Annotated in this window: 20 protein-coding genes; 12 read left to right on the top strand and 8 right to left on the bottom strand. The window is 60.1% G+C overall.

From position 1 onward, the window contains the following. Positions 1 to 30: 30 nt before the first annotated feature. Both P8S53_RS16045 and P8S53_RS16040 read right to left on the bottom strand, forming a co-directional pair. Entirely contained in the window at positions 31 to 966 is a 936-nt protein-coding gene (locus tag P8S53_RS16045) for a proline racemase family protein (protein WP_277804985.1), read from the bottom strand. Continuing rightward, positions 957 to 1,916 (bottom strand): dihydrodipicolinate synthase family protein, encoded by a 960-nt coding sequence (locus tag P8S53_RS16040; RefSeq protein ID WP_277804984.1) that lies wholly within the window; start codon positions 1,914 to 1,916, stop codon positions 957 to 959. The genes P8S53_RS16045 and P8S53_RS16040 overlap by 10 nt, the downstream gene beginning before the upstream one ends. Before the next feature lie 129 nt (positions 1,917 to 2,045). On the opposite strand from P8S53_RS16040, the gene P8S53_RS16035 reads away from it, so the two are divergent. Then, complete coding sequence (locus P8S53_RS16035) at positions 2,046 to 2,702, top strand: GntR family transcriptional regulator (RefSeq protein WP_277804983.1); 657 nt, start codon at positions 2,046 to 2,048, stop codon at positions 2,700 to 2,702. 298 nt (positions 2,703 to 3,000) lie between these two features. Continuing rightward, complete coding sequence (locus P8S53_RS16030) at positions 3,001 to 3,210, top strand: glycine zipper 2TM domain-containing protein (protein ID WP_277804982.1); 210 nt, start codon at positions 3,001 to 3,003, stop codon at positions 3,208 to 3,210. A gap of 63 nt (positions 3,211 to 3,273) precedes the next feature. On the opposite strand, the gene P8S53_RS16025 is transcribed toward P8S53_RS16030, so the two are convergent. The 4 genes from P8S53_RS16025 to P8S53_RS16010 form a co-directional block, all read right to left on the bottom strand. Continuing rightward, positions 3,274 to 5,100, bottom strand: a complete 1,827-nt coding sequence (locus P8S53_RS16025; protein WP_277804981.1) for an SLC13 family permease — start codon at positions 5,098 to 5,100, stop codon at positions 3,274 to 3,276. Positions 5,101 to 5,219: 119 nt separating this feature from the next. Beyond that, a complete protein-coding gene (locus P8S53_RS16020; RefSeq protein ID WP_277804980.1) occupies positions 5,220 to 6,140 on the bottom strand; it encodes an SDR family NAD(P)-dependent oxidoreductase in 921 nt (306 codons plus the stop codon). Next, complete coding sequence (locus P8S53_RS16015) at positions 6,130 to 6,942, bottom strand: enoyl-CoA hydratase/isomerase family protein (RefSeq protein ID WP_277804979.1); 813 nt, start codon at positions 6,940 to 6,942, stop codon at positions 6,130 to 6,132. The genes P8S53_RS16020 and P8S53_RS16015 overlap by 11 nt, the downstream gene beginning before the upstream one ends. After that, positions 6,939 to 8,657 carry an AMP-binding protein gene (locus tag P8S53_RS16010; protein WP_277804978.1) on the bottom strand — a complete coding sequence of 573 codons (1,719 nt, stop codon included), beginning with the start codon at positions 8,655 to 8,657 and terminating at the stop codon, positions 6,939 to 6,941. The genes P8S53_RS16015 and P8S53_RS16010 overlap by 4 nt, the downstream gene beginning before the upstream one ends. A gap of 95 nt (positions 8,658 to 8,752) precedes the next feature. Here P8S53_RS16010 and P8S53_RS16005 point away from each other — a divergent pair, with 95 nt between their 5' ends. From P8S53_RS16005 to P8S53_RS15985, 5 genes are all read left to right on the top strand, one after another. Next, complete coding sequence (locus P8S53_RS16005; protein ID WP_277804977.1) at positions 8,753 to 9,247, top strand: MarR family winged helix-turn-helix transcriptional regulator; 495 nt, start codon at positions 8,753 to 8,755, stop codon at positions 9,245 to 9,247. Positions 9,248 to 9,338: 91 nt separating this feature from the next. Then, complete coding sequence (locus tag P8S53_RS16000; RefSeq protein ID WP_277804976.1) at positions 9,339 to 10,364, top strand: TRAP transporter substrate-binding protein; 1,026 nt, start codon at positions 9,339 to 9,341, stop codon at positions 10,362 to 10,364. Between the two features lie 81 nt (positions 10,365 to 10,445). Then, on the top strand, positions 10,446 to 10,973 hold the full coding sequence (locus P8S53_RS15995) for a TRAP transporter small permease (protein WP_277804975.1): 528 nt from the start codon (positions 10,446 to 10,448) through the stop codon (positions 10,971 to 10,973). Continuing rightward, positions 10,960 to 12,252 carry a TRAP transporter large permease gene (locus P8S53_RS15990; protein ID WP_277804974.1) on the top strand — a complete coding sequence of 431 codons (1,293 nt, stop codon included), beginning with the start codon at positions 10,960 to 10,962 and terminating at the stop codon, positions 12,250 to 12,252. Before P8S53_RS15995 ends, P8S53_RS15990 begins: the two co-directional genes overlap by 14 nt. 88 nt (positions 12,253 to 12,340) lie before the next feature. Next, positions 12,341 to 13,231, top strand: coding sequence for an NAD(P)-dependent oxidoreductase (locus P8S53_RS15985; RefSeq protein WP_277804973.1), 891 nt, complete (start codon positions 12,341 to 12,343; stop codon positions 13,229 to 13,231). A 58-nt stretch (positions 13,232 to 13,289) separates the two neighbouring features. Here the strand turns inward: P8S53_RS15985 and P8S53_RS15980 are convergent, their stop codons facing one another. Then, positions 13,290 to 15,806 carry an ATP-binding protein gene (locus tag P8S53_RS15980; RefSeq protein ID WP_277804972.1) on the bottom strand — a complete coding sequence of 839 codons (2,517 nt, stop codon included), beginning with the start codon at positions 15,804 to 15,806 and terminating at the stop codon, positions 13,290 to 13,292. Between the two features lie 238 nt (positions 15,807 to 16,044). Further along, positions 16,045 to 16,995 (bottom strand): LysR family transcriptional regulator, encoded by a 951-nt coding sequence (locus tag P8S53_RS15975; protein WP_277804971.1) that lies wholly within the window; start codon positions 16,993 to 16,995, stop codon positions 16,045 to 16,047. Between the two features lie 109 nt (positions 16,996 to 17,104). Between P8S53_RS15975 and P8S53_RS15970 the strand changes: the two genes are divergently transcribed. From P8S53_RS15970 to P8S53_RS15950, 5 genes are all read left to right on the top strand, one after another. After that, entirely contained in the window at positions 17,105 to 18,388 is a 1,284-nt protein-coding gene (locus P8S53_RS15970; protein WP_277804970.1) for a TRAP transporter large permease, read from the top strand. Positions 18,389 to 18,416: 28 nt separating this feature from the next. After that, positions 18,417 to 19,397, top strand: a complete 981-nt coding sequence (locus P8S53_RS15965) for a TRAP transporter substrate-binding protein (RefSeq protein ID WP_277804969.1) — start codon at positions 18,417 to 18,419, stop codon at positions 19,395 to 19,397. A gap of 5 nt (positions 19,398 to 19,402) precedes the next feature. Continuing rightward, positions 19,403 to 19,945 carry a TRAP transporter small permease gene (locus P8S53_RS15960; RefSeq protein WP_277804968.1) on the top strand — a complete coding sequence of 181 codons (543 nt, stop codon included), beginning with the start codon at positions 19,403 to 19,405 and terminating at the stop codon, positions 19,943 to 19,945. Positions 19,946 to 19,984: 39 nt separating this feature from the next. Then, positions 19,985 to 21,439, top strand: a complete 1,455-nt coding sequence (locus tag P8S53_RS15955; RefSeq protein ID WP_277804967.1) for an amidohydrolase family protein — start codon at positions 19,985 to 19,987, stop codon at positions 21,437 to 21,439. Positions 21,440 to 21,673: 234 nt separating this feature from the next. After that, positions 21,674 to 24,274, top strand: a complete 2,601-nt coding sequence (locus P8S53_RS15950) for a DUF2339 domain-containing protein (RefSeq protein ID WP_277804966.1) — start codon at positions 21,674 to 21,676, stop codon at positions 24,272 to 24,274. Positions 24,275 to 24,286: the final 12 nt, after the last annotated feature.

Genomic DNA, 24,286 nt, shown 5'->3' with positions numbered 1-24,286 from the left:
TTGCCTCCTGTAGTCATGGATGAAAGGCCCCTAACGGCGCGGGTTGCGGATACCGTTGGCATAGGGGTCGGTCGGCGCGAAATGCAGGTCCGCCTCTGCTGTGACCCAGGCGCGGCCCCGTATTGTCGGAACAATCCTTCCTGCGTCGCCTGGGGCATATTGCACCTTGTAGGTGCTGCCAATGATGCTTTCTTGCAGCCATTCGGTTCGCGGGGCCAGCGTGCCATCGGCGGCCAGACAGGCCAGCAGGGCCGATGTGCCCGTCCCGCAGGGCGAACGATCATAGCTGCCGCCCGGACACAGAACAAAATTGCGGGCATCGGCATTTTGGGACGGGCCAATCAGAACAATATGGTCAATCCACGCGCTATCAGTGCCCGTCCAGCCCTGCATTTCCAGACATTTGCGTATGCGCAGACTTGCGTCGCGCAACTGGTCAACATTGGCAAAATCCAGTGCACATGGCAGGTTGCGGGTTATGAAAAACCAGTTCCCGCCCCATGCGATGTCACCCGTAAACTGTCCCAGCCCGTCCACGTCGACGGTTACATCCTTGTGCAGACGGTAGCTTTCGACATTGGTGATGCTGGCCTCATGCTCGGAATGCAATTCCAGCGTCACAACACCCACAGGGGTTTCCAGCTTGTGCACGCCCGGTCCGATCTGGCCAAGATGTGCCAGCGTGATTGCTGTCCCGATAGAGGCATGACCGCACATGCCCAGATTGCCGACCGTGTTGAAATAGATCACCCCTGCCGCGCAATCGGGCAATGACGGCGGCACCAGAAGGGCCGCCACCAATGCGGCTGTGCCGCGCGGTTCCTGCACGACTGAATCGCAAAAGGCCGCGTGGTCCTGCGCCAGTGCCATTGCGCGTTGCGCCACGCTGCCTGTGCCCAGATCCGGCCCACCCGACAGGATTACCCGTGTCGGCTCCCCCTCGGTATGGCTGTCGATTACGCGCATTTAAGGTCGCTTTCCAACTCGCGGTTCCACTCGGCATACCAGCCACGGAACAGGTCCAGCTGGGCTTTGGCAAAGCCGCGCTGGCTGGCGCTCAGTTCATCAGTGGGGTTGATGTTGCGGGCATATTCCTGCTCGCCCAGCAGAGTCAGCAGGTATTTGTAATACAGCACCAGATCAACGCCTTCATCAAACGATGACAAGACGGCCAGCGCATCATCAAGTTGGTTTGCACGCACGCGCGCCCGTGCATTTCCGGCGGCGGCCTTGCGCGACAGATCGACCAGATGCAGCACCTCGCGCGGCAAAACATTGCCAATGCCGGTGATCGCGCCGCGCGCGCCATAGTTGACGAACCCTTCTACAACCATCGTATCGACGCCCACCATCAGCGTGACCCCTTCATCCTGACTGGTGATGAATTCCGATGCATAGCGCAAGCTGTCACGGCCGCCGAATTCCTTGAAGCCTACAAGGTTGGGGTGCTCTTTGCGCAGGGCAAAGAACAAATCCGCGCCGGTGGAGTAGCCATAATAGGGGCTGTTGTAGATAACCGCAGGGATTTCGGGCGCTGCCGACAGGATTGCCTTGAAATGGTTGCGCTGCGCATCAACCGAGGTGCCGCGCGACAGGACACGCGGAATCACCATCAAGGCATGTGCACCCACTTTCGCGGCATGGGCGGCATGTTCCACCGCAATTGCTGTGTTGACTGCCCCTGTGCCCACCATCACCGGAACGCCTGCGCCAACAAGCTGCGCCACGCCTTCCATGCGGTCGGCATCGCTGATCAGCGGCCAGTCGCCCATCGATCCGCAATATACCACGCCCGACATGCCAGCGGCCATCATTTCCTGCCCCTTGCGCACCAACGCCGGATGATCCGGTGTGTGATCGGCCTTGCAAGGTGTCATAAGGGCGGGAATACATCCATCCAAGAGTGTGGTATCCATGTCAGACTCGCTTTCCTGTCGTTCGATTTGATGCAATCTTGCATGATTTTAGATTGGATACAATATGCAATATAGCACTCTTTCCCTTCCTGCCGCACCCAGTTAAAGAGTATGCAGGAGAGTACGGCAATGAAGATACAGGCATACGACATCTCAAAAACAGCGTCGGCGACGACCATCGTGTTCGACGCTTTGCGCCACGCGATCATCACGGGCGATCTGAAGCAGGGAGAGCATCTGCGGCAGGATGAAATCGCGCGCGCCTTCAATGTCAGCAGGATACCGATCCGCGAAGCGTTGCAGAAGCTTGAACAGCACGGGCTGATAACGACCCAGCGCTACAAGGGGGCGGTTGTTGCCGGGTTGTCGCTTGAAGAAGCCTCGGAGATATTCGAGTTCCGCGCCTTTGTGGAACCCGAAGTCATCCGCCGCGCGGTGCCGCGCATGTCGCAGCAGGTGTTGAATGATGCCCAAAGCTGTTGCGAAGTTTTTGCCAGTGCCGAAGATCCGATGCGCTGGGGCGATCTGAACCGCCGTTTTCATACTACCTTATACGAGTCCAGCGGCCTGCCCTATCATATGGAAATGCTAAATAAGGCCATGGACCGTATTGATCCCTATCTGCGTGCGCAGTTGCTGCTAAGCGATGGTATGGAACGCGCGAACAACGAACATTTTGCCATTGTCGAGGCCTGCAAGGCAAATGATGTCGACCGCGCGGCAGAACTTACTCGCCTGCATATTCTTGGTGCCAAGGAGTCCCTGATACGGCACTGGCAGAACTGAACGCTTCTGCGCCAACGGGTTTTGCATTCGTGACAGCCTGTTGCCCGTTCAGGGCGTGGCTGATTCTGTGATGCCTTCTGTGGTGAAGGCCTGATCGCAAAAGAATGATTTGTCAGATGAAACTTTTGTGGGCATTGCAGCGTTACTACCCTGATCGGGGCAACCTTCGCGCTGACAGGGGAATTCATTATGAAACGTCACTTTTGCGCGGACCTGATGGCGACAATGGTTTGCACGATTGCATCCGCATTCGCGCCAAATCTTAAATCACGCAAGTGAAATCAAGAGGATCACAGACATGAAAAGAGTTATCGTCGCGGCAGCCTTCGTCGCAGGTATAGGCGCACTGGCCGGCTGCACAAACGACCCGCAGATCAATGCAGCCACCGGTGGGCTTGTGGGCGCTGCGGCTGGCACGCAGGTCGGGTCAGGTTCCGGCCGGACCGCAGCCATTCTTGGCGGCGCCGCTGCCGGAACTGTGGTTGGCGGGAACGCACCGACCAGATGATCCGGCCACCACTTCTGGAATTCAGGCCGCCGTGTGTGCAAGTCATGCACGGCGGGTTAGAAGCTACAGCGGCCACACAATCAGCAGCAGCGGCATGCTGACTGCGACCACCAGCATTTCCAGTGGCAGACCCAGTTTCCAGTAATCAGAAAAACCAAATCCGCCAGGGCCAAGGATCAGGGTATTGTTCTGGTGCCCGATCGGGGTCAGGAATGCGCAGGACGCCCCGATGGCCACCGCCATCAGAAAGCTGTCGGGGTTGACCCCCAAGGCGATGGCGATACCGATTGCGATGGGGCACATCACCGCTGCGGTGGCGGCATTGTTCATGACGTCAGACAGGAACATGGTTGTGACCAGAACCACAGCAAGCGCCGCTATGGCATTGCCCTGTGCGATTATGTCTACAAGAAACCGCGCCAGTACATCCGCGGCACCTGTAACCTGCATTGCGCTTGCGACAGGGATCAGGGCAGCCAGCAGCACGATCACCGGCCAGTCAATGGCCGTATAGACCTGTCGTGGTGGCACCGTGCGCAACAGCATGGACGCGATCACCCCCAGCATGAAGGCCGCCGCCGCAGGCAACAGACCCAGTGTCGCAATGCCCACCGCCCCCAGCATGATTGCGCCTGCAAGAAGCGCCATACGCTTGTCGGGGATGCGCAGTTCACGTTCGCCCAGCGGCACGCATCCTGTTTCGTTGATGAATTCTGCCATCACCTCGGCAGGGCCTTGCATCAGCAGCAGATCGCCGGATTTCAATGCAAGGGTGCGCAGTCGCGCTTTTGGCGGATGCCCTGCGCGCGACACCGCCAGCAGGTTCAGCCCGTAACGGGTGCGCAGATGCATGTCGCGCGCCGTTCGCCCGACGATGCTGGACCCCGGCAGCACGGCCAATTCGCGCAGAACAATATCTTCGTCACGCTTCGCGATGTCTTCGTCTTCGCTGGCTTGTTTCGCTGCCGTGGCGGTGTTTTCGTCGTCGCTGTCGGATGATGACTGTTGTTCCTCCAGCTTGATGCCAAAGACCGAAAGCGCCTTGGCCAGCGTTTCGACATCTGCTTCCAGCACCAGAATGTCATCTGCGCGAATGCGCCGCCCGCCATGGGGGGCGGTCATGCGCACCTCATTGCGCACCAGTCCCACAATTTGCGATTCGCTGTCTTCTATCTCGCGCTCAAAACTGCGCAGGGTCATGCCGACGGCCTTGCTGTCTTCCGGCACGCGCACCTCTGTCAGGTAGCTTCCGGTTTCAAAGCCGTCTGTGCCGGACGCTTTGCGCGCAGGCACAAGCCGCCAGCCGACAAGCGCCACGAACGCCACGCCCGCCACCGCCACCGCCACACCCACAGGCGCGAAATCGAACATGGCGAAATGACCAAGGCCCGCTTCGGCGCGAAAACCGGATACGATCAGGTTGGGCGGTGTGCCGATCAGCGTGGTCATGCCCCCCAGAATGGTGCCAAAGGCCAGCGGCATAAGCACCTGGCCTGCCGTCAGGTTCAACCGTCCCGACAGTTGCACGGCCACCGGCATCAGCAGCGCCATGGCCCCCACATTATTCATGAACCCCGACAGCACCGCGCCCAGTCCCATCAATGCCGACATGCTGACCAGCCGACCGGCTTCGCGTGGCAGTGCCGCACGCGCCAGCCAGTCCACAGCGCCGGTATTCTGCAACCCCTGACTAAGCACCAGCACACAAGCCACTGTGATCACCGCAGGATGCCCGAAACCGGCAAACGCCTCGGCGGCGGGAACCAGCCCTGCCATGACGCAAGCCAGCAATGCGATCAGTGCCACAATGTCATGACGCAGCCGTCCCCAAAGAAACAGGCCCATCGTTGTGGCAAGAATAGCAAAAACAAGAAATTGCGGCGTTGTCATCAGGTGGGGTCCGTTCAGGAACGCGGAAATCCTGCATACAGGGTGCAGCAAACCACGCAAGGCCCTTGGTGCAGATTGCAGCGGCCAAACGCCGATCAAGCCTGACCTGTTGGCGCGGCCTAGTCAAAATCCAGCGGAACACCAACCGGTTGCAGCGCCCCGTCACAGAACGCGGGCCAGTGCCCGGACAGGGTGTCCGCACTCCAGCCGCCCGGTTGTGTGGCCACCCTGATTTCCGCCGGATGCGACCAAAGCGACAGACGGTCGCCGCCAATCCCGATGCATTGCCCCGTTATGCCCCGCGCCCCATCAGATGCCAGAAACACCACCAGCGGCGCTATGTCCTGCGCGGTGCCGATACCATGTTTTGCGCGCAACCGCTCTGGCAGGGGCTGGCCCTGTTCCATGGCGGCGACATGCGGGGCCAGCGCGGGAATGGTTGCGGTCATCCGCGTCAGCGCTGTGGGGATAATGGCGTTGACGGCCACCTTGTCGCGCGCAAGTTCCAGTGCATGGCTGCGCATCATGCCGACAATCCCTGCCTTGGCCGCCGCATAGGCGCCTTGCCCAAAATTGCCCGACTGCCCAGCGGGGGACGCCGCATAGACCAGGCTGCCGCCCCCGCCTTGCGCGCGGAACTGCCGTGCAGCAGCGCGTGCGCATTGAAACGTGCCGCGCAAATGGGTGGCTATGACCAGATCGAACGCCGCATCTTCGGTTTTCCACAAGACACTGTCGCGCAACACACCCGCATTGGCAAACAGCCCGTCCAGCCGTCCGAAATGATCTATCGCCGCACTGACACAGGTTTCGGCAGCGCCATCGGTGCCGATGGCGGCAATCACGGCGGCCGCCTGCCCCCCGCCTGCGCGAATGGTGTCGGCGACCGAGTCTGCGGCGTCTTTGTCCACATCATTGACGATAACTGCCGCACCCGCATGCGCCAAGGCCAGCGCGGTGGCTTGACCAATACCTTGCCCCGCGCCGGTGACAATAATGGTTTTGCCATCCAGCCTGCATGCCTGTGCGTCAGCGCCCATGATACACCGCCTTGCGTTTTTCGATAAAGGCGCGCGGCCCTTCGCGCGCATCATCTGTGGCCATGACAACATCCTTGGCACGGTCTTCCAGATCGAACCCGTCATTTAACGTCAGCCCGCTTGCCGCCGTGACCGTGCGCTTGATTTCACGCACCGCAATGGGCGCGTTTTCCGCAATGCGCTGGGCAATTTCCATCGCGGCGGGCATCAGGTCATCAGCGGGGACAATTCGGCTGACAAGCCCTGCTTTCAGCGCGGTTTCGGCATCGATGGCAGCCCCTGTCAGTAACATTTCCATGGCCAGCGCATAGGGTATCTGGCGCGGCAGTCGCACCAATGCGCCCGCAAAGGGAATGACCCCGCGCGCCGCTTCCGGCAGCGCAAAGCGCGCATGGGGGACAGTCAGCCGGATGTCAGTGCCCAGCAGCATTTCCATACCACCCGCCATGCACGGGCCATTGATGGCGGCAATGACGGGTTTGTTCATTTCAAACCCGCGAAAAGCGATGCGCGCATCAAGACCGTCTTCATTCAGCAAACGGTGGTCCCAGTCGGTTTGGGGTGCACGCGCCCCCGACAGAAGCGGCAGTGACAGCGCCAGATCGCCGCCCGAACAAAACGCATGCTCGCCCGCGCCGGTCAGAATAATGCAACGTATTTCCGGGTCTTCAGCCGCATCGGCCAGCGTGTCGGCCAGCCGGCAAATCAGTTCGGGGCTAAGGGCATTGCGCGCTTCGGGCCGGTTCAGTGTCAAGACCAGAACCGCGCCTTCGCGTTTTGTCAGCAGGGGGGGATTTGTCATCTGCGCACCGCCTTTATCGTGCCATCCGCAATGGCCGTCGCTGCTGCATGTCGCAGGGCGAATTTCTGGATTTTGCCGTTTGCTGTCATGGGCATCCGGTCCACAAGGGAAATGTATTTGGGCATCTTATGGCGTGCCATGCGGGTTTTGCAAAACCCTTGCAAGTCGGTTTCTGTGGCCGTGCCGCCATCTGTCAGCACGACGAAGGCAAAAATCTCCTCTCCCAGTTCGGGATCGGGCACACCCACAACCTGCGCCTGACTGACAGACGGGTGATCCAGAAGGCAGGTTTCAATTTCCACCGGATACACGTTTTCACCACCGCGAATGACCATATCCTTCAACCGCCCGACGATGCGCAAATGGCCGCTTTCTTCCAGCACCGCCAGATCACCGCTATGCAGCCAGCCGTCACTGTCAATGGTTTCCGCGGTCTTGTCGGGCATGTCGAAATAGCCCGCCATGGTCAGATAGCCCCGTATGCACAATTCGCCCGCCGTGCCAAAGGGCACGACCGCCCCTGTGTAGGGGTCTATGATGCGGATTTCCGTGTGGGGCAGGGGGGTGCCAGCCGTTTGCAGCCGCGTGTCAAGATCGTCACCCGGCCATGTCTGGGTTATGACAGGGCTGCATTCGGTCATGCCCATGATGATCAGCGGCTCGCCCCCCGTCTGGTCGCGCATGCGCCGCATCAGGCTGGGGGGAATACTTGTCCCGCCAGAGATGACACGCCGCAGCGTGCGCATATTGGTCTGCGCGGCGTCGGGGTGTTCCAGCATGCGGGTCATCATGGTTGGCACTGCATTCAGCAATGTCGGGCTGTGGCGCTGCCACAGGGCCAGCATGCGCGCGGGGTCAAAGGCATCCATCGTGACCAGACACCCGCCACAGGCCAGCATGGCCATCACATTGCACACACAGCCCGCCGTATGAAACAGCGGCATGGCCGACAGCATGACATCATCCGGGGTGTAGCCGCCGCGATCGGCCATCAGGCGGGCATTGTTCAGCGTGGAATAATGCGTCAGCATTGCGCCCTTGGGTTTGCCGGTGGTGCCGCTGGTATATTGAATTTGCGCCACATCGCGGGTCTGAACCGCGGCCTGACGGGACTGGCGTGCGCTGTCGGGCACTGTGTCGCCCAAATCCAGCATATCCGCGAAGGGGCGCGCGAAACAGCTGCCGCCCTGACCTATGCACACCAGATTGCGCAACAGCGGAAATTCCGCAGGCGCGGTGCGGTGCCCGTTTGTGATGTTGCCCAGATCGGGCATCAGCGCCAGTAAATCCGCCGCAATATCTGCACCGCGAAACTGTGGGGTAAAAATCAGCGCGCTGACGCGGCCCTGCGCCAGCACATAGGCCAGTTCATCGCGTTTCAGCGCGGGGTTGACCGTCACCAGAACCGCGCCCACCTTGGCCAGCGCGTATTCCAGCATGACCCATTCCGCGCAGTTCGGGGCCATTAGCGCCACGCGGTCGCCTGCCTGCACACCCAGCGCAATCATGCCCCGCGCTGCACGGTCAGCATGATCGCGCAGTTGCGCATATGTCCATGTGACGGATGCGCCGCGCGCCGCATCATCCACGCAAACCGCCATGCGCCCCCCGAAGGTCGCGGCCTGCCCGTCCAGCATGTCGCCAAGCGTCATATCCACAAGTGCAAGGCCATCGTGATTTGCAGGCCAGATGGCGGGGGCGGGGGTCGGGGTCATTGGTGGTGCTCCAGCTTGTGCCGAAAGAACGGCTGGACAAAAGATATATGTGATGTTATCGAATAGTTCGACATCAATCAATATGGTGCAGAACAATGCTGGCAAAATCTGTTTTGGCGAAACCTGATTTGGACGACGCGCCGCAAGGTGATCTGGCGTTGCAGCCGGAACTGGCTGGCAGCATCAACTTCCGCCTGCGCATGGCGCAAATTCTGGCCTATAAATCTTTCGAGGCCTGCACGCCCGACCATGGCGGTGCTGCGCGCTATCTGGGGCTTTTGTCCATTATCTGCGCCAATCCCGGCCAGCCGCAGCACCGTGTGGCGGAAGCTGTGGGGCTTCAGCGGTCCAGTCTGGTGCCTATTCTGGACCGGCTGGAAGCCAACGGAATTGTAGAACGCCGCGCGGTCGAAGGGGACCGCCGCAGCAATGCCGTATGGGCCACAACGCTTGGTGAACAGATTACGGCTGAGCTGACGCGCAAGGCGCAGGCCGTGGAAGAGCAAACGCTGGCAGGGTTCAGTGACGCCGAAGTTACAGACCTGCTGGCCGCGCTGGACCGGGTTATTTCCAATCTGAAGCGGCTATAGGCCCCGCGCAGCGAAACGCACATCGTTGTGTGGCCCCCAGCGTGCCACGCATCAACAAACCAATCCATGCAGACATCAGGGAGGATACAGCATGACAGCAAAGGTAATGATGACAGTGGCAACGCTGGCTATGGCCATGGGCGGCGCTGCGACCGCACAAGAAGTAAGCCTCGCACTGTCGCACTGGCTGCCGCCAGTGCACGAAGTGCATACGGATGGCATGACCGAATGGGCGGATTCAATCGCCGCCGCATCCGAGGGGCGCATTCAGGTTGATCTGTATCCGGCCCAGCAGCTTGGGTCGGCACCCGACCATTACGATCTTGCGCGTGATGGCATCGTCGATATTGCTTTCGTCAATCCGGGCTATCAGGCGGGGCGTTTCCCCATTATTGCCGCAGGCGAATTGCCGTTCCTTGTGTCGAATGGCACCACCGCCAACCGCGCCTTGCATGAATGGTATATGCAGCATGCCGCGCAGGAAATGCCCGATGTGCATGTCTGTCTGGTCAACCTGCATGATCCGGGCACATTTCATGCCACGCGTGGCCCCATCGCTGAACCCGGTGATTATGCGGGCATGAATATCCGCCCCCCGCAGGGCACGATTGCGCGCATGATCAGCCTGATGGGCGCAAGCCCTGTGCAGGTTCCTGTTCCCGAAATGCGCGCTATCCTGTCATCCGGTGGCGCGGATGCGACTGTGTCGCCGTGGCACAGCCTGTCGGTGTTCAATGTGGCTGATATTGTCACCCATCATCTGGACCTGCCGCTGTATTCGGTGACATTTGTTTACGCCATGAACCAAGGCGTTTATGACAGCCTGTCCCCCGAAAACCGCGAGGTGATTGACGCACATTGCACGCCCGAATGGTCCGAACGGATCAACGCGGCATGGGCCGAGCAGGAATCGTCGGGGCGTGCGCGCCTTGTCGATCAGGAAGGGCATGTTTTCTACACCCCCGATGAGGATCAGATGACACAATGGCAGGCCCTGTCCGACCAGTTGCGCGAAGAATGGGCGCAAGCGGCTGCGAATGCCGGACTTGACGACCCGCAAGCCGCGCTGGATGACCTGACAGCACGCCTTCAGGCTGTTGGCGCGGCCTACGAATAAGCCCGCAAACCTTCGCGCGCGCCGCGCAGTGAAATTCCGGCGCGCGCGATCTTGTTTCTTGCATAACCCGGTGGTGCCGCAATGATGCGTCTGCTTGATCTATACATGCGCGCTGTGGAACTGGTTGCGGCTGTCCTGTTGGGGGCCGTGACGCTGCTGGTCGTGGCCTCGACGCTTGGGCGATATGTTTTTGCCTGGCCGATCCCGGACAGTTTCGACTTTTCGCGCCTGCTGCTGGGGGCGTGTCTGGCATGGGGCTTTGCGGTGATCGGGTTAAGGGGCGGACATGTGCAGGTCGATCTGGTGGCGCAAACTGTCAGCCCGGGCATTCGCCGCGCGATTGACGCCATTGCGTGGACGTTCCTGCTGTTCTTTGCGGTGCTTGTTGCGTGGAAAATGCTGGGGCGTGTGGACAGCGCGCGCATATCAGGCGAAACCACCTTTGACCTGCGCATCCCGGTCTGGCCGTTTCTGGGGCTGATCTGGGCAGGGATCGCGGCCAGTGTTGTGACCATTTCCATAAAGCTGGTGCGCATCATCACTGGGCGCGAACAGGTCGACTCGTCCGAAGATCTGGATTTCAAAGAGGTCACCCGTGGCATACGCTGACATTGTCGCCATAAGCGGTTTTGCCGCATTGTTTGCCATGCTGTTGCTGCGTGTTCCGGTGGGCGTGGCGCTGGCCTTGGTCGGTGTGGGTGGTTTTGCCGCTATACGCGGCTGGAACCCCGCGCTGAACCTGCTGGCCACATCGCCCATTCGGATCTTGACGGATTTTCATCTAAGCCTTGTTGTGTTCTTCATTCTGATGGGGGCGCTGGCCACCAATTCCGGCCTGAGCCGCGAGGTGTTTCGTGCCGCCAGCGCATGGTTCGGCCCGCTGCGCGGCGGGGTTGCCATGTCCACGGTCGTGGCCTGTGGCGGGTTTGCGGCCATATCGGGCAGTTCGGTCGCCACGGCGGCCACGATGACCCGCGTGGCCCTGCCCGAAATGCGCCGCTATGGCTACCGCGAGGATATGGCCACCGGCGTTATTGCTGCGGGCGGCACGCTGGGCATCATGATCCCGCCATCTGTGGTGATGGTCATTTATGCCTTCATCACCGAAACCGATGTCAGCCAGTTGTTTATTGCGGGCATCATTCCCGGGCTGATGGCGATTGTGCTGTATATGCTGACCATCCGCATTGCCTATGGGCGCGGCTTGCCGGAGGGGCAGCCGTTCGTGCTGCGCGAAGCTGTGGCGTCACTGTCGGGTGTCTGGGCCGTGATGGTGCTGTTTGCCGCCGTGATCGGGGCCATCTATCTGGGTGTTGCCACCCCGACCGAAGCATCGGCGCTTGGCGCAATCGCGACATTGGCAATCGGGGTCGCGCGGGGGCAGTTGAATACCGACAAGATACTGGGCGCGTTGGTCGAAACGCTGCGCATCTCGGTCTCCATCTTTACTGTGCTTATCGGGGCTGTGCTGTTTGGCTATTTTCTGGCCATCACCCGATCCCCCCAGAAACTGACGGCATGGCTGGTCGGGCTGGACATGTCCGCGCATGGCACGCTGGCGCTGATCCTGATCGCCTTTATCATCGCGGGCTGCATTCTGGATACGATGGCGATGATCCTGCTTCTGGTGCCAATCGTGTTTCCGGTCATCATGCATCTGGGGTTCGACCCCATATGGTTTGGTGTCATTATCGTCATGGTGGCGGAATTGGGCATGATCACCCCGCCCATGGGCATCAATGTATTCGTTATCAATACCTTGTCTAAAGGCGTGCGGTTAACGACCATATTCCGTGGCGTGCTGCCTTTTGTCGTGACGGATGTGATCCGGTTGATCCTGCTGATCCTGTTTCCGGCGCTGGTGCTGTTCCTGCCGAATACGATGTAGCGACATTCTGCAAGGCTTGCATCGGGGGGCGCTTGTCTCTTACCTTGCCTTCACAGCCAATCCGGCCAAACCACACAGGTGATCATCAATGCGAATTTTCTTTACCGGCGGCTCCGGCAAGGCGGGCAAACATGCCGTATCCTGGTTGCTTGATCAGGGGCACAGGGTGCTGAACGCCGATCTGGTGCCGCTGGATGATCTGCGCGTGGATAACCTTAGGGTGGATCTGACAGATATCGGGCAGGTGTATTCCGCGATGTCGGGGCTGGCCGGGCTGGACGAACTGGATGATCCCGCAGGGGCCCCGCGTTTTGATGCCGTGGTGCATTTTGCAGCGATCCCGCGCATTCTGATCGGCCCGGATTCCGAAGTGTTTCGCGTAAACACCCTAAGCACCTATAATGTGATCGAAGCCGCCGTGAAGCTGGGCATCCGCAAGGTTATTTTTGCATCATCAGAAACGACCTACGGGGTTTGCTTTGCACATGGTGAACAGCGGCCAGAGTATTTGCCGGTGGATGAAGCCCACCCCACCGTCCCGCATGACAGCTACGCCATGTCGAAAGTCGCAAACGAGGTGACGGCGCGATCCTTTCAGGCGCGAACAGGGATCGACATTTACGGGCTGCGCATCAACAACGTGATTGAGCCGCATGAATATGCCGATATGTTCCCTGCCTTTGTTCAGGACGCGGCACTGCGCCGTCGCAATATTTTCGGCTATATAGACGCGCGTGATCTGGGCCATATGGTTGAGTGTTGCCTGCGCACCGACGGGCTGGGTTATCAGGTGTTCAACGTGGCAAATGCCGACACATCTGTTGATATTCCGGCGGCTGAAATCATTGCGCGCTTTTACCCCGATGTGCCCCTGCGCCGCGACATTTCTGGGCATGAGACATTTTATGCAATCGACAAGGCCCGCGAACTTGTGGGCTTTGCCCCCAAGCATGGCTGGCGCGACAAGGTTGCGAAATAGCAGGGATTGCGGGCGCGCCGCTACCCGCAACACTGCGCCCGTGTCCGGCGGCAAGGCGTCACGCGCGTCCACGACCTGCGACTGCCGCAATCTGGGCCATAAGATCGGCCTTATTCAGCGGCTTGGCGATACATGCTATGAAACCGGCGGCGCGATATCCTTCAACCTGATGGTGCATCACATTCGCGGTGAATGCGATTGCGCGCGGGCGCGGCATATTTCGGGCATCCGAAATGCGGATCATCTCGGCCAATGCTGACGGGCCATCCATAACCGGCATCGATATATCCAGCAGCACCGCATCAAATTCGCCCCCGGCCCATGCGTCGACGGCCTGCGCGCCATTGTCCACTGTGGTGATCGCCGCACCAGTGTCGCTTAGAAGTGCTTGCAATACCAACTGGTTGGTGCGCATGTCATCCGCGACAAGCAGCCGAAGTCCCGACAGATCGACGATTGGTGTCTGTTGTGCAACGGGGGCTTCGTCGGACACTGGCAGGGGAAGCTTCAGATGAACAGTGGTTCCTTCGTCCAGGACCGAGTTGACAGAAATAGTTCCGTTCATCAGGGTCATCAGGCGCTGAACGATGGACATGCCCAACCCTGTGCCCCCAAACCGGCGTGTGATTGACCCGTCAGCCTGCGTGAAATCCTCGAATATGCACTCTTGTTGTTCTGCGGTCATGCCGATGCCGGTATCACGCACTTCGATTTCAACAGGGGCATCGCGTGCATTGCGCAAGGTGATGGTGATTTCACCCTGATCGGTAAACTTGATCGCGTTGCTCAGAAGATTGTGGATAACCTGCCGCACCCTGTGCGGATCTCCCCGGCGCATCACTGTTTTCGCATCTCCCGTCTTGACCAGCACATCAAGCCCCTTCTCGATGCTGCAAGGGCTGTGCAATGCAACGACCTGATTGACCACGTCTTCCGGGTTGAAATGCGCTTCATCAAGAAGCATTTTACCGGCTTCGATCTTCGAGATATCGAGGATGTCGTTCAGAATTTGCAGCAAACCTTCGCCACTGTCACGGATGGTCTTGGCCATTTTCTGGTGCGCGGGGTCCGGCAACACCTCGCGCAGGGCCTCTGCCATGCCCAGAACGCCGTTAAGTGGCGTTCGTATTTCGTGGCTCATATTGGCAAGGAACATGGTTTTGATGCGGTTCGATTCTTCGGCGGCGGCGCGCGCAACCTGCATTTCCGTCACATCCATGCCCGCGCCCCGATAGCCCGCAAACTGGCCTTGCGCATCAAAGATCGGAGAGCCGGACACCTGAACCCACAATTCGCGGCCCTTCGCGGTGACCATGCGGTGCACGAAGCCGGAGAAGGGTTCCCACCGCGCAACGCGTGCGGCCAGCGTATCCCAATCGGCGCTTTGCAGCGCTTCGGGGTTATCGGCAAAAATTTCTGCACGGGTATGGCCCAGCACCGACTCGGCGGGCAGTTCCGTCAGCCTAAGGAACGTGTCCGACACGTGTGTAAAGCGCAGGTCTGCGTCGACTTCCCATACCCAGGAGCGGCTGATATCGGCCACATCCTGAAAGCGGTTTGTTACGTCCTGTTGCTGTTGCAGGCTGTATCGCAACTGCGCCTCTGTTTCTTGCTGGATAACGCGCGCGGCTTCGCGTTCCTGCATCTGGCGGTGCAGGATATTATTGGCGGATTTTAGTTCTCTAATGGCATGTTGGCGCGCTTCCATCAGGCGGCCCATCTGGATGCTTGGCCCCAGAATCAACACCGCGGCCAGCAACAGCAGCGCACGCGTGGTCCATATCTGTGGCGGTTGCGTTTGCCAGCCCCCATGCGGCAAGGCCGCAATTTGCCAAGACCCTGTCGGCAGTTGCACATATGTTATCACCGGCTCGTCTTCTTGTGTGACTGTGGGGCCAAAAAACGCAGGCCCTTGCGCGCCGGTTGCGTCGCGGCCTGTCAGCGTCACGGCAAATGGCAGATCGTCGTCCAGCCCGGCTTGCTGATACAGCACATCCACATCCATGACCGCGGACACCAGCCCCCAGAATTCGGACGTGCCATCCTCGCGCGGCAGAAATACCGGAAAGCGGCCAATAAACCCTTGCCCGCCCTGTAACAGATCAACCGGTCCGGCCAGCACCAGTTGGCCCAAAGCCCGCGCGCGCAACGCGGCTTCGCGTTGGTCCGGATGGCGTGTATAATCCAGACCAATCGCTTGTTCGTTGCCCGCAATCGGATACATCATCTGTATGACCATATCGGGCGCTGCACCTACGTTGCGCAGCACTTGCTGGTCTTCGATCAACCTGCTGGCCAGTTCTGCAAAGCGGGTCTGGTCCATGTCGGGTTCGGTTGCGATTGTGGCAATCAATCCGCGGACAGGCTGGATCGTGCCGTTTACAGTGCCTTCCAGATCGGCGCGCAATACCGCTGCCTGTGCCAGAACCGAATTCCGCTGGGCCTGAATATATGTGTTGCGGGACTGTGTTTCGGCAGCAATCCAACCCGCGATCACGACCACAAATGCCAGCAGGGCTGGCACGTTGGTCTTGCGTATCACCGCATGACGAGCGCGCTCCAGTCCCTGGCTCATCTTAGCGGCCGCAAGATGCTAGTAGGTGCTTCGGAACCCACCGACTTTCCTTTCCGAGTTGGAGATATGCTGCTTAAATTTCGTATTGCAGATCACCATAATTTGCGACGATATTCCTTGCCAGAAATATAATTTGTTTCAACTTAGGCGGATTCTTTCACATTTCGACATTCAAAACACGGCAAACCCAACACGTTGCCGCAGTTTTGGCCTGATGTGGTTTGGAATAAATGAACCGTCACGCGTCAGCGTGTTTCTGAACACTGTCAGGGGGGTGCTGCCCCGTCGTGGCGGCCAGCACGCTTTGCATCGCTTTTGTCAGGTCGCGCGCCGGGCCTAACTGGTCCAAAGGGCGCGCGGAAATGGCCAGGACGTCGAATGTCACTTCGGGGTGCAGATCGATCAGGCGCATGTCGTCCCCTGCCACAGCGCTGGCTGAAAAACTGTCAATCACGACTGTGCGCCGCAATTGCTGCGCCAGCGGCACCATGACCTGCAGGGAATAGGCCACGATCCGTCCTGCCGCCTGTGACGGTGCGCGCCCGCCCAGCCAGTTGTGATACAGCTTGCCTAAAGGCCGGTCATAGGGCACATCAATTCCGACACCGTACTCAACAATATCCTGCGGCGTGATACATGCCATATCCGCGCCGGGGGCTTCTGGCGGGGCCATCATCACCAGTTTGCCCTGTCCGATACGCACGGCGTGCAGATCTGCGCAATCGACCATGCCGACGCAAATTCCCAGATCTATCTGTCCTGCGCGAATGGCTGATAACTGCTCGATCGCGGTTTGCACCCATAAATTCAAACTTAAATCAGGCATTTGTTCCATGATCCGGGCCACGGCATGCGGCAGGTGGTGGCGCGTCAGCATACCCACACAGCCAACGGATAGCTGCCTTTCGGCACCGGTGCGAAACTGCTCGATGCGCTTGGACAGTTCGCGCACACCTTCGCTTAGAAACTTGCTTTGATGATACAGCCACCCCGCCTCGTTGCTGGGGGTGATGCGCCCGTGGTCCAGAATGAAAAGGGTCATCCCCAGCGCGCGTTCCAGATCGCGCAGATGCTTGCTGACCGTCGGCTGAGAGATGGACAGCGCGCGCGCCGCCGCACTGAAAGAGCCATGCTCGTACACGGCGCAGAATACCTGCATGCGTTGTAGGGTAATTGCGCGATGATCCATACGCACCGCATAGCTTATTGCTATGGAAGCTGCAAAAACTTTTCATTTTATTATGGAAAATTTACCGCAATACTACTTCAAATGTTAAGTGAATACTGGGCCTGAATATATGCAAGCAGTTTTCGTGCTGGGTTTTTTGATGGTTGCCGTGATCGCTGGCGCGGCCATCGCCTATGCGGTTGGCGCGGCTGCAATCGTGACATTCATCGTTTCCGACAACACCCGCTACATGGCTGTTTTGCCGCAACGCCTGTTCAGCCAGCTGGATGTGTTCGCCTTTCTGGCGATGCCGCTGTTCATTCTGGCGGGCGATCTGATGAACCGCGGCGGGCTGGCCAAGGCGCTGATCGATTTTTCCATGTCGCTGGTGGGCCGCCTGAAGGGGGGCTTGGGGCATGTGAACATTCTGACCAGTGTTTTCTTTGCAGGCGTGTCGGGATCTGCTGTGTCGGATGCGGCGGCTTTGGGCAATTCACTGGTGCCGGAAATGGAAAAGCGCGGCTATTCGCGCGATTATGCCGCCGCAATCACGGGCGCGTCGTCAATCATCGGGCCGATCATTCCACCCAGTTCCATCCTGATCTTCTATGGCGCGCTGATGGACACATCCATCGCGGCGCTGTTTGCTGCGGGCATTGTGCCGGGCTTGCTGCTTGCGGGCGTGCTGATGGGGATGAACGCGTTTTTCGCGTGGCGTGATGACCATCCGGGCGGGCGTGATGCGGAATTGCCTGCGGTGCTGCCATCTGCGCTGAAGGCGCTTCCGGCGCTGTTATTGCCGGTCATCATTCTTGGCGGCACACTGTTTGGCATCATGACCCCCGCCGAGGCCGCAGGCGTGGCCGTTATGGCCGCGCTGCTGATCGGCATTGGGTATGGCCAGTTGGGCTGGCGTGAAGTGGGCGAAAGCCTGCACCGCACGGGTGTGTTGCTGGGCGCGCTGTTCATCATTCTATGTGCAATTTCGACCTTCAGTTATCTGGCCGCACTTATGCAATGGCCGCAAGCGATTGCCGCCACGATTGAGGGCTGGGGCCTTGGTCCGCTGCAATATCTGATGCTGATCAACGTCATTTTCCTGCTGGCCGGTATGGTCATGGATGTGAAGGCAGCGGTTGCGCTATTCGCGCCCATCTTCGTGCCCGTCGCGCTGGCGATGGGGATTGACCCTGTGCATCTGGGCATTGTGATCTGTTTCAACATCACCATCGGTTTGCTGTCGCCGCCGCTGGGGGGCGTGCTGCTGATCCTGGCCACTGTGGTCAAGATGGATTACTGGCGCCTGATCCGCGTGACACTGCCGTTCTTTCTGGTCGAGCTGTGCGTGCTGATCGTTCTGACATTTGTTCCCGAAATTTCACTGGCGTTGCCCAAGGCACTTGGGCTGCGCTGATCCGTTTCACAACCAAGAGGACTGAGACATGACAAAGACACTTCTGGCCACCGGCCTTGGCTTCCTTCTGGCGACAACGTCGCTTTCGGCAACCGAAGTCAAGATTGCCATGAATGGCGTGAATGACCCTGTCACCAATGCCGAAGCTGCATTTGCCGCAGGCTTTGCCGAGGCGCTGGAAGGCACCGGGTTTGATGTCAATATCTTCCCGTCCGACACGCTGGGCAGCGAACGCGAGCGTTTTGACCAGGTGGCGCAAGGGCTTTTGGAAATCAATCTGGCCACCGTGTCCACCACCTATGGCATGAGTCCCATGGTGCGCGGCGTGGCCCTGCCCTTCATGTTTGAGGATGGCGACGAATTCGACGCCGTGATCGCGCAATCCGATTTGCTGGATCAGATGAATGAACCGCTGGTGCGCAATGGCGTGCGTCTGGTGGGGTTCACCTATATCGGCATGCCCAACGGCATCCATAACCGCAGCCATGCGGTCACCAAGATGGAAGACCTGTCATCGCTGCGCCTGCGCGCACTGAATGCCGAACAGTTGGCCTATATCGAAGCGCTCGGCGCATCGGGCACGATTGTGGCTTGGGCCGAAGTGGCAAATGCCATTCAGACCGGCATCGCAGACGGCTATATCAACCCGCCCAATTCGGCCATCCGCACCGGCCATACCGAATTCCTGCGCCATTTCACGCAGATCGCGGTCACGCCATCCACCCGCATCGTGCTGATGTCCGAAGACTGGTATGACATGCTGTCGGACGAGGAAAAAACCCAGATCGATGCCGCCATTGATGCAGGTGTCGCCGCAAACCGCGCCTGGATCGAGGATTGGAGCAGCATCGTTACAGAACGTCACGTTGACGCGGGTGTTACCCTGTCCGAACTGGAAGACGGCGAGCGCGAAAAGATGGTCGAGGCCACACGCCCCACATGGGATGACGTGATGGAGGCAGACCATCTGGCGGCCTATCTGGACGCGCTGGAACTGGTGCGCAACTGATGCAGATGGCCGGACGGATAGTCGTTGCGCTTAGCCGTGGCATTGACCGTCTGGCCAGTGCCTTGTCGATGATGTTCCTTGTGGTGCTGGTGGGGGCAGTCATGACGCAGGTGATTGCGCGTTATGTGCTGAACTCGCCGCCCGCATGGACAGAAGAACTGGCCCGCTACGCCATGATCTGGGCGGGGTTGATGGGGGCGACGCTGTCTTTCAAGCGCCGCTTCGATCCCGCCCTGATCGGGGCTGCCAGTGCGCAACGCTCGGCTGTTGTATCGGCGGTCACAGGGGCCATTCAGGGGCTGGCAGTGCTGATCTATCTGCTGCCAATCCTGTGGTTCAGCTTCTTTGGTCCCAATATGAACCCCGAACGCAGCTTCCTGGTGCGCCATTCGCGCATGACCGCCGAAACGCTGGGCTTTCCCACGCTTCTGGTCGCAGTGGCTGTGCCGCTGATGGTGGTATTCATCCTTATCCATCTGCTGGCCCGCCCGTTTGAACGCGCAGCCCCCGATGCGGTAAGCGTTGAACAGGATCTGGCGAAAAGCTGATTTTGCATGTTCCCACCCCCTAAAATATCAGGACTTTCCATGAAAGCGGATGTGATTTTCCGGAATGCAACGATTATTGACGGCACCGGTGGCCCGTCATGGCAGGGCGATCTGGCCATCACCGATGACCGGATCACCGCAATGGGCCAACTGGCGCAGTATAGCGCGGGGGTGGAGCATGACTGCACCGGGCTGGCGCTGGCACCGGGGTTCATTGACCCGCATGTGCATCATGATGAAATCGTCCTGACCGATCCCGACATGGCCTGCATGGTGGGGCAGGGGGTGACGACCATCATCAACGGGAATTGCGGGTTTTCCATAGCACCCCTGCGCGCCGACGTGGCCTTGCCCGCGCCGCTGGACATTATCCTGTCGCCGGATGTGCCGCGCTTTGCCAGTTTTGCCGCCTACCGCGCGCATCTGGATGCGGCCCCGCCTGCGGTCAACACAGCATGCCTGATCGGGCATGGCACGTTGCGCGTCAATGAATGTGCCGATTTGAACCGCCCCGCAGATGCGCGCGAATTGCGCGCGATGGCGGCATCGCTGGATGCGGCCCTGAGGGACGGGGGGATCGGGCTGTCCACGGGCACATTCTACCCGCCCGCGCGCGCCGCCCCCACCGAGGAACTGATTGAAATGGCCCGCATCGCGCAGGCACATGGCAAACTGTATGTCACCCATATGCGCGATGAAGGCGACCGCGTGATCGACGCGCTGAATGAGACGCTGCATATCGGGCGCGCAGCCTGTTGCGGTGTGCACGTGTCGCACCACAAATGCGCCGGTCTGGCCAATCACGGCCTGTCCGAAGTCACCTTGGCGATGATTGAAACGGCCCGCGCGCATCAGGATGTGGGGCTGGACACAACGCCTTGGACCGCATCATCCACCATGCTCAATTCCGGGCGGCACAAACAGGCGCAGCGCGTGATGGTGGCCGATTCCGTGCCATATCCCGAAATGGCAGGCCGCGATCTGGCCGATATCGCGTGCGACTGGGGCGTTGATCTGGACACCGCCATGGAACGGCTGCTGCCTGCAACCGGCATTTTCTTTCTGATGGCCGAAACCGATGTGCGGCGCATTTTGCAGTATCCCCATACGATGATCTGCTCGGACGGGATCGGGCGGGGCAAGCACCCGCACCCGCGTGTCTGGGGCACATTTCCGCGTGTTCTGGGGCATTATGCGCGGGATGAGGGGGTTTTCACGCTTGAAGAAGCCGTCAAGCGCATGACCTCCATGCCCGCCGACCGGTTCGGATTGACAGGTCGCGGGCGTCTGGCGCTTGGGCATTATGCGGATCTGGTGGTATTTGATCCCGCGCGCATTGCCGCAGGGGCCAGCTATGAAGACCCCAAGCGCCCCGCGATTGGCTTGCAGCAAACATGGGTGAATGGCCGCTGCGTCTGGCGTGATGCAACCCCCACCGGCGCAAGGCCGGGCAAAACGCTTGATCGCAATGAAGGGACTGTTGCGATTTCATAAGAACCCCAGTTTTTTGCGTGGACACACCCATCGGTGACCCTGCCCCTGCGCCCTGCTGTATTTTTGGGGCGGGATGGCAAGGTGAACGGTGGCCATACGGCCCTTGCATCCGCAAGGCGCAGCTCTTGCGTGGCAGGAAATGCGCCCAAGCCCTTGCGGGATGCGCCCCGTTTCGCGAGTATGCCTGCACAACGCCGCTTTTTTGGCGAAACACCGTGACAACAGGCATATGACATGGACTTATTCCTAACCCTGATAAGCGTGGCCGCATTGTGGATTGCGCTGTCATCCCGCACGCGGATCCAGAAACTGGAACGCGAACTGGCGACACTGCGCACGCAGGGCGTTGCACCGGACATTGATGCGACAGCTTCGCCAGATATGCCTGACGCCCCCGCAGCGGAAACATCATCCAAAAAGGGGCCTTGGGGTGAAACTTCGCCTGACGATGGGGCGAAGGCAGAAGGTGTCACAACAACAAACGTGCCTGAAGCCGGTGCGAAAGCGGCGCGGCAAGGCGCATTTGCGCGGTTGCGGCCATGGTTGCGCGATAATTGGATTTACCCTGTTGCGGGCGCGGCACTGGTGCTTTCGGGGGTGTTTTTGGTGCAATATGCGGTTGAAACCGGAAAATTGACACCATTGACGCAAATCGTGCTGGCGCTGGTTCTGGCAGCGGGGCTGGTGGCAGCAGGCGAATGGCTGCGCCCCCGCCCTATTGCCGGTCCCGTCTTGCCCGCAACGCTGACAGGGGCGGGGCTGGTGATTGCAATGGCGGCAGTTCTGGCAGCACTGCATCTGTATGCAATGATCGGTCCCGCCACTGCGCTGGCCTGTCTGGCACTACTGTCTTTTGCAGCGATCGGGTTGGGCTGGCTATATGGTCCCATGCTGTCGGCGCTTGGGTTGGTTGCGGGAACAGCCGTTCCCTTCATCCTTGGCGGCGGGGGCGCACCGCCACCGGCGTTGTTTGGGTATTTTGCCCTGCTGGCCTTTGCGGGACTTGGGATAGATGCCAGACGGCGCTGGGGCTGGGTCACATGGCTGGCGCTTGCAGGGCCGTTGGGGGCGATGGTGATATGGCGGGTGGCAGGCGCGGATGAACTGGGTTTCACGCTGGCCATAATCCTGGTTGCAGGCGCTGCGATGACGCTGCCTTTCGGCTATATCGCGCCAATGGTGGACGGGCCGCGCGCCTTGGGGCGGGTCAGGCCCGCGCAAGGGGTGCGGGCCAGTTTTGTGGCATCCGCTGTGGCGGGCTTTGGTCTGGCGCTGTTGGTGGACGGCATGGCAGGGCCGATAGGTATAGTCGCGCTGGCCATATTAATTGCCGTCTGGTGCGTGCGCGCGCCTGCGCTGTCCGACCAGATGGTGCTGCCGATCCTTGCACTGCCGCTGTGGATCGTTGTGCAGGCGTGGCTGGGTGGTGGGTCGGTCGTTTATGGCTTTCATCTGCCGCGTCCGCCGGAATCGCCCATGCCGCTACAGGCCAGCTATATTCTGGGGCTGGCCCATCTCGCCGGTCTGGCCATGATCTGGCGGGGCGAGGCGGAAGCCCCCGGCCGCTACGCGCCCTTCACACTTGCCGGGCTTATCTTGCCCGGCGGCGCATTGATTGCGCTGGAAACAATGTGGCAACCGGCAACCGTGATCGGCCCCTACGCATGGGCATTGCATGCGATGGCCGCAGCCGGTCTGGCAACCATGCTGGCCTTGCGCTACGCCGCGCGCGACAACGGCCATGGGCCACGGCTGGGCGCGGCGGCGGCGGCGGCATTCGCCTTGGTGGCGCTGGGGCTGATGCTGATGCTGGGACAGGCGGCGCTGACTGTTGCGCTGGCGGTGCTGATGGTGGCCGCCGCCGCAATGGACCGACGCTTCGATATTCCCGGCCTTGGCGCGTTTCTGGGGCTTGCATCCCTTGCGCTGGGCTGGCGGCTGGTGCTTGACCCGGGGTTAAGCTGGCACATGGAAGATGCCGGCACAGGGGCGTTTCTGGCGGCAATCACGGCCACGCTTGCAGGCCCGTTTCTGGCGCTGTGGATGATCCAGCGGTTAAGCGACGCGCCCGTGCGCCGCGAAGGGCGTTTGCTGGTTGAAACCGGCCTGATGGGCAGCATCGCGATTTGCACGGGCATCCTTATTGCCCGCCTGTTGCCTGACCAGATCGGTGCTCATGCCCAACTGGGATTGCAGGCAAGCGTTCTGATTGCACTGACATGGGTGCAGATCCGGCGCGCGGCGCTGCCATTGCTGCGGCGCGTTCGCATCGCGCTTGCGTGGGTGTTCGCGCTTCTGGCCGCAACAGCACTGGTATCGGCTGCGGTGTTTCCTGCATCACCGGTCATTGGCGTCTGGCCATTTGTGGAACCGGTTGCCGGATGGCCGGTCGTGAACGATCTGCTTCTGACCTATTTGCTGCCCGCAATCTTGCTGGTTGCGTTGTCGACGCCCCCCTATCTGCGCATTGCAGGCTGGGGGCTGGGCGCGCTTTGGGGGGCAACTGCAATCCGGCACCTGTGGCAAGGCCCTGATCTGCGCATGATCAATGGAATCGCGCAGGGTGAACTTTATGCCTATACCTTTGCGCTGCTTCTGGCGGGGGCTGTGGCATTGGCATGGGCGTTGCGCACGGGGCGCGCGGACCTGCGCAAACTTGGTGTGGGGCTGGCCGGACTTGCCGCCGCCAAGGCCTTTTTGATTGACGCATCCGAACTGGACGGGTTGCTGCGTGTGGGCGCGTTTCTGGGACTTGGCCTGACGCTTGCGGGACTGGCATGGCTGAACGGATGGGTCGTCGCACGCGAAGGGGGGCGCCAGACATCTGCGCCGTGAACTTCGGCGGGG

The organism is Roseinatronobacter sp. S2, assembly GCF_029581395.1.
Lineage (GTDB): Bacteria > Pseudomonadota > Alphaproteobacteria > Rhodobacterales > Rhodobacteraceae > Roseinatronobacter.
This window is presented reverse-complemented; position numbering and strand designations above follow the sequence as displayed.

Bases quoted from the DNA above. Each gene is read 5' to 3' on its own strand.
- P8S53_RS15970 (WP_277804970.1), top strand. From the start codon at position 17,105: ATGCAAGCAGTTTTCGTGCTGGGTTTTTTGATGGTTGCCGTGATCGCT.
- P8S53_RS16030 (WP_277804982.1), top strand. From the start codon at position 3,001: ATGAAAAGAGTTATCGTCGCGGCAGCCTTCGTCGCAGGTATAGGCGCA.
- P8S53_RS16035 (WP_277804983.1), top strand. From the start codon at position 2,046: ATGAAGATACAGGCATACGACATCTCAAAAACAGCGTCGGCGACGACC.
- P8S53_RS15960 (WP_277804968.1), top strand. From the start codon at position 19,403: ATGGCCGGACGGATAGTCGTTGCGCTTAGCCGTGGCATTGACCGTCTG.
- P8S53_RS15980 (WP_277804972.1), bottom strand. From the start codon at position 15,806: ATGAGCCAGGGACTGGAGCGCGCTCGTCATGCGGTGATACGCAAGACC.
- P8S53_RS16020 (WP_277804980.1), bottom strand. From the start codon at position 6,140: ATGGGCGCTGACGCACAGGCATGCAGGCTGGATGGCAAAACCATTATT.
- P8S53_RS16010 (WP_277804978.1), bottom strand. From the start codon at position 8,657: ATGACCCCGACCCCCGCCCCCGCCATCTGGCCTGCAAATCACGATGGC.
- P8S53_RS16045 (WP_277804985.1), bottom strand. From the start codon at position 966: ATGCGCGTAATCGACAGCCATACCGAGGGGGAGCCGACACGGGTAATC.
- P8S53_RS16040 (WP_277804984.1), bottom strand. From the start codon at position 1,916: ATGGATACCACACTCTTGGATGGATGTATTCCCGCCCTTATGACACCT.
- P8S53_RS15965 (WP_277804969.1), top strand. From the start codon at position 18,417: ATGACAAAGACACTTCTGGCCACCGGCCTTGGCTTCCTTCTGGCGACA.
- P8S53_RS15950 (WP_277804966.1), top strand. From the start codon at position 21,674: ATGGACTTATTCCTAACCCTGATAAGCGTGGCCGCATTGTGGATTGCG.
- P8S53_RS15995 (WP_277804975.1), top strand. From the start codon at position 10,446: ATGATGCGTCTGCTTGATCTATACATGCGCGCTGTGGAACTGGTTGCG.
- P8S53_RS15975 (WP_277804971.1), bottom strand. From the start codon at position 16,995: ATGGATCATCGCGCAATTACCCTACAACGCATGCAGGTATTCTGCGCC.
- P8S53_RS16005 (WP_277804977.1), top strand. From the start codon at position 8,753: ATGCTGGCAAAATCTGTTTTGGCGAAACCTGATTTGGACGACGCGCCG.
- P8S53_RS15985 (WP_277804973.1), top strand. From the start codon at position 12,341: ATGCGAATTTTCTTTACCGGCGGCTCCGGCAAGGCGGGCAAACATGCC.
- P8S53_RS16025 (WP_277804981.1), bottom strand. From the start codon at position 5,100: ATGACAACGCCGCAATTTCTTGTTTTTGCTATTCTTGCCACAACGATG.
- P8S53_RS16000 (WP_277804976.1), top strand. From the start codon at position 9,339: ATGACAGCAAAGGTAATGATGACAGTGGCAACGCTGGCTATGGCCATG.
- P8S53_RS15955 (WP_277804967.1), top strand. From the start codon at position 19,985: ATGAAAGCGGATGTGATTTTCCGGAATGCAACGATTATTGACGGCACC.
- P8S53_RS16015 (WP_277804979.1), bottom strand. From the start codon at position 6,942: ATGACAAATCCCCCCCTGCTGACAAAACGCGAAGGCGCGGTTCTGGTC.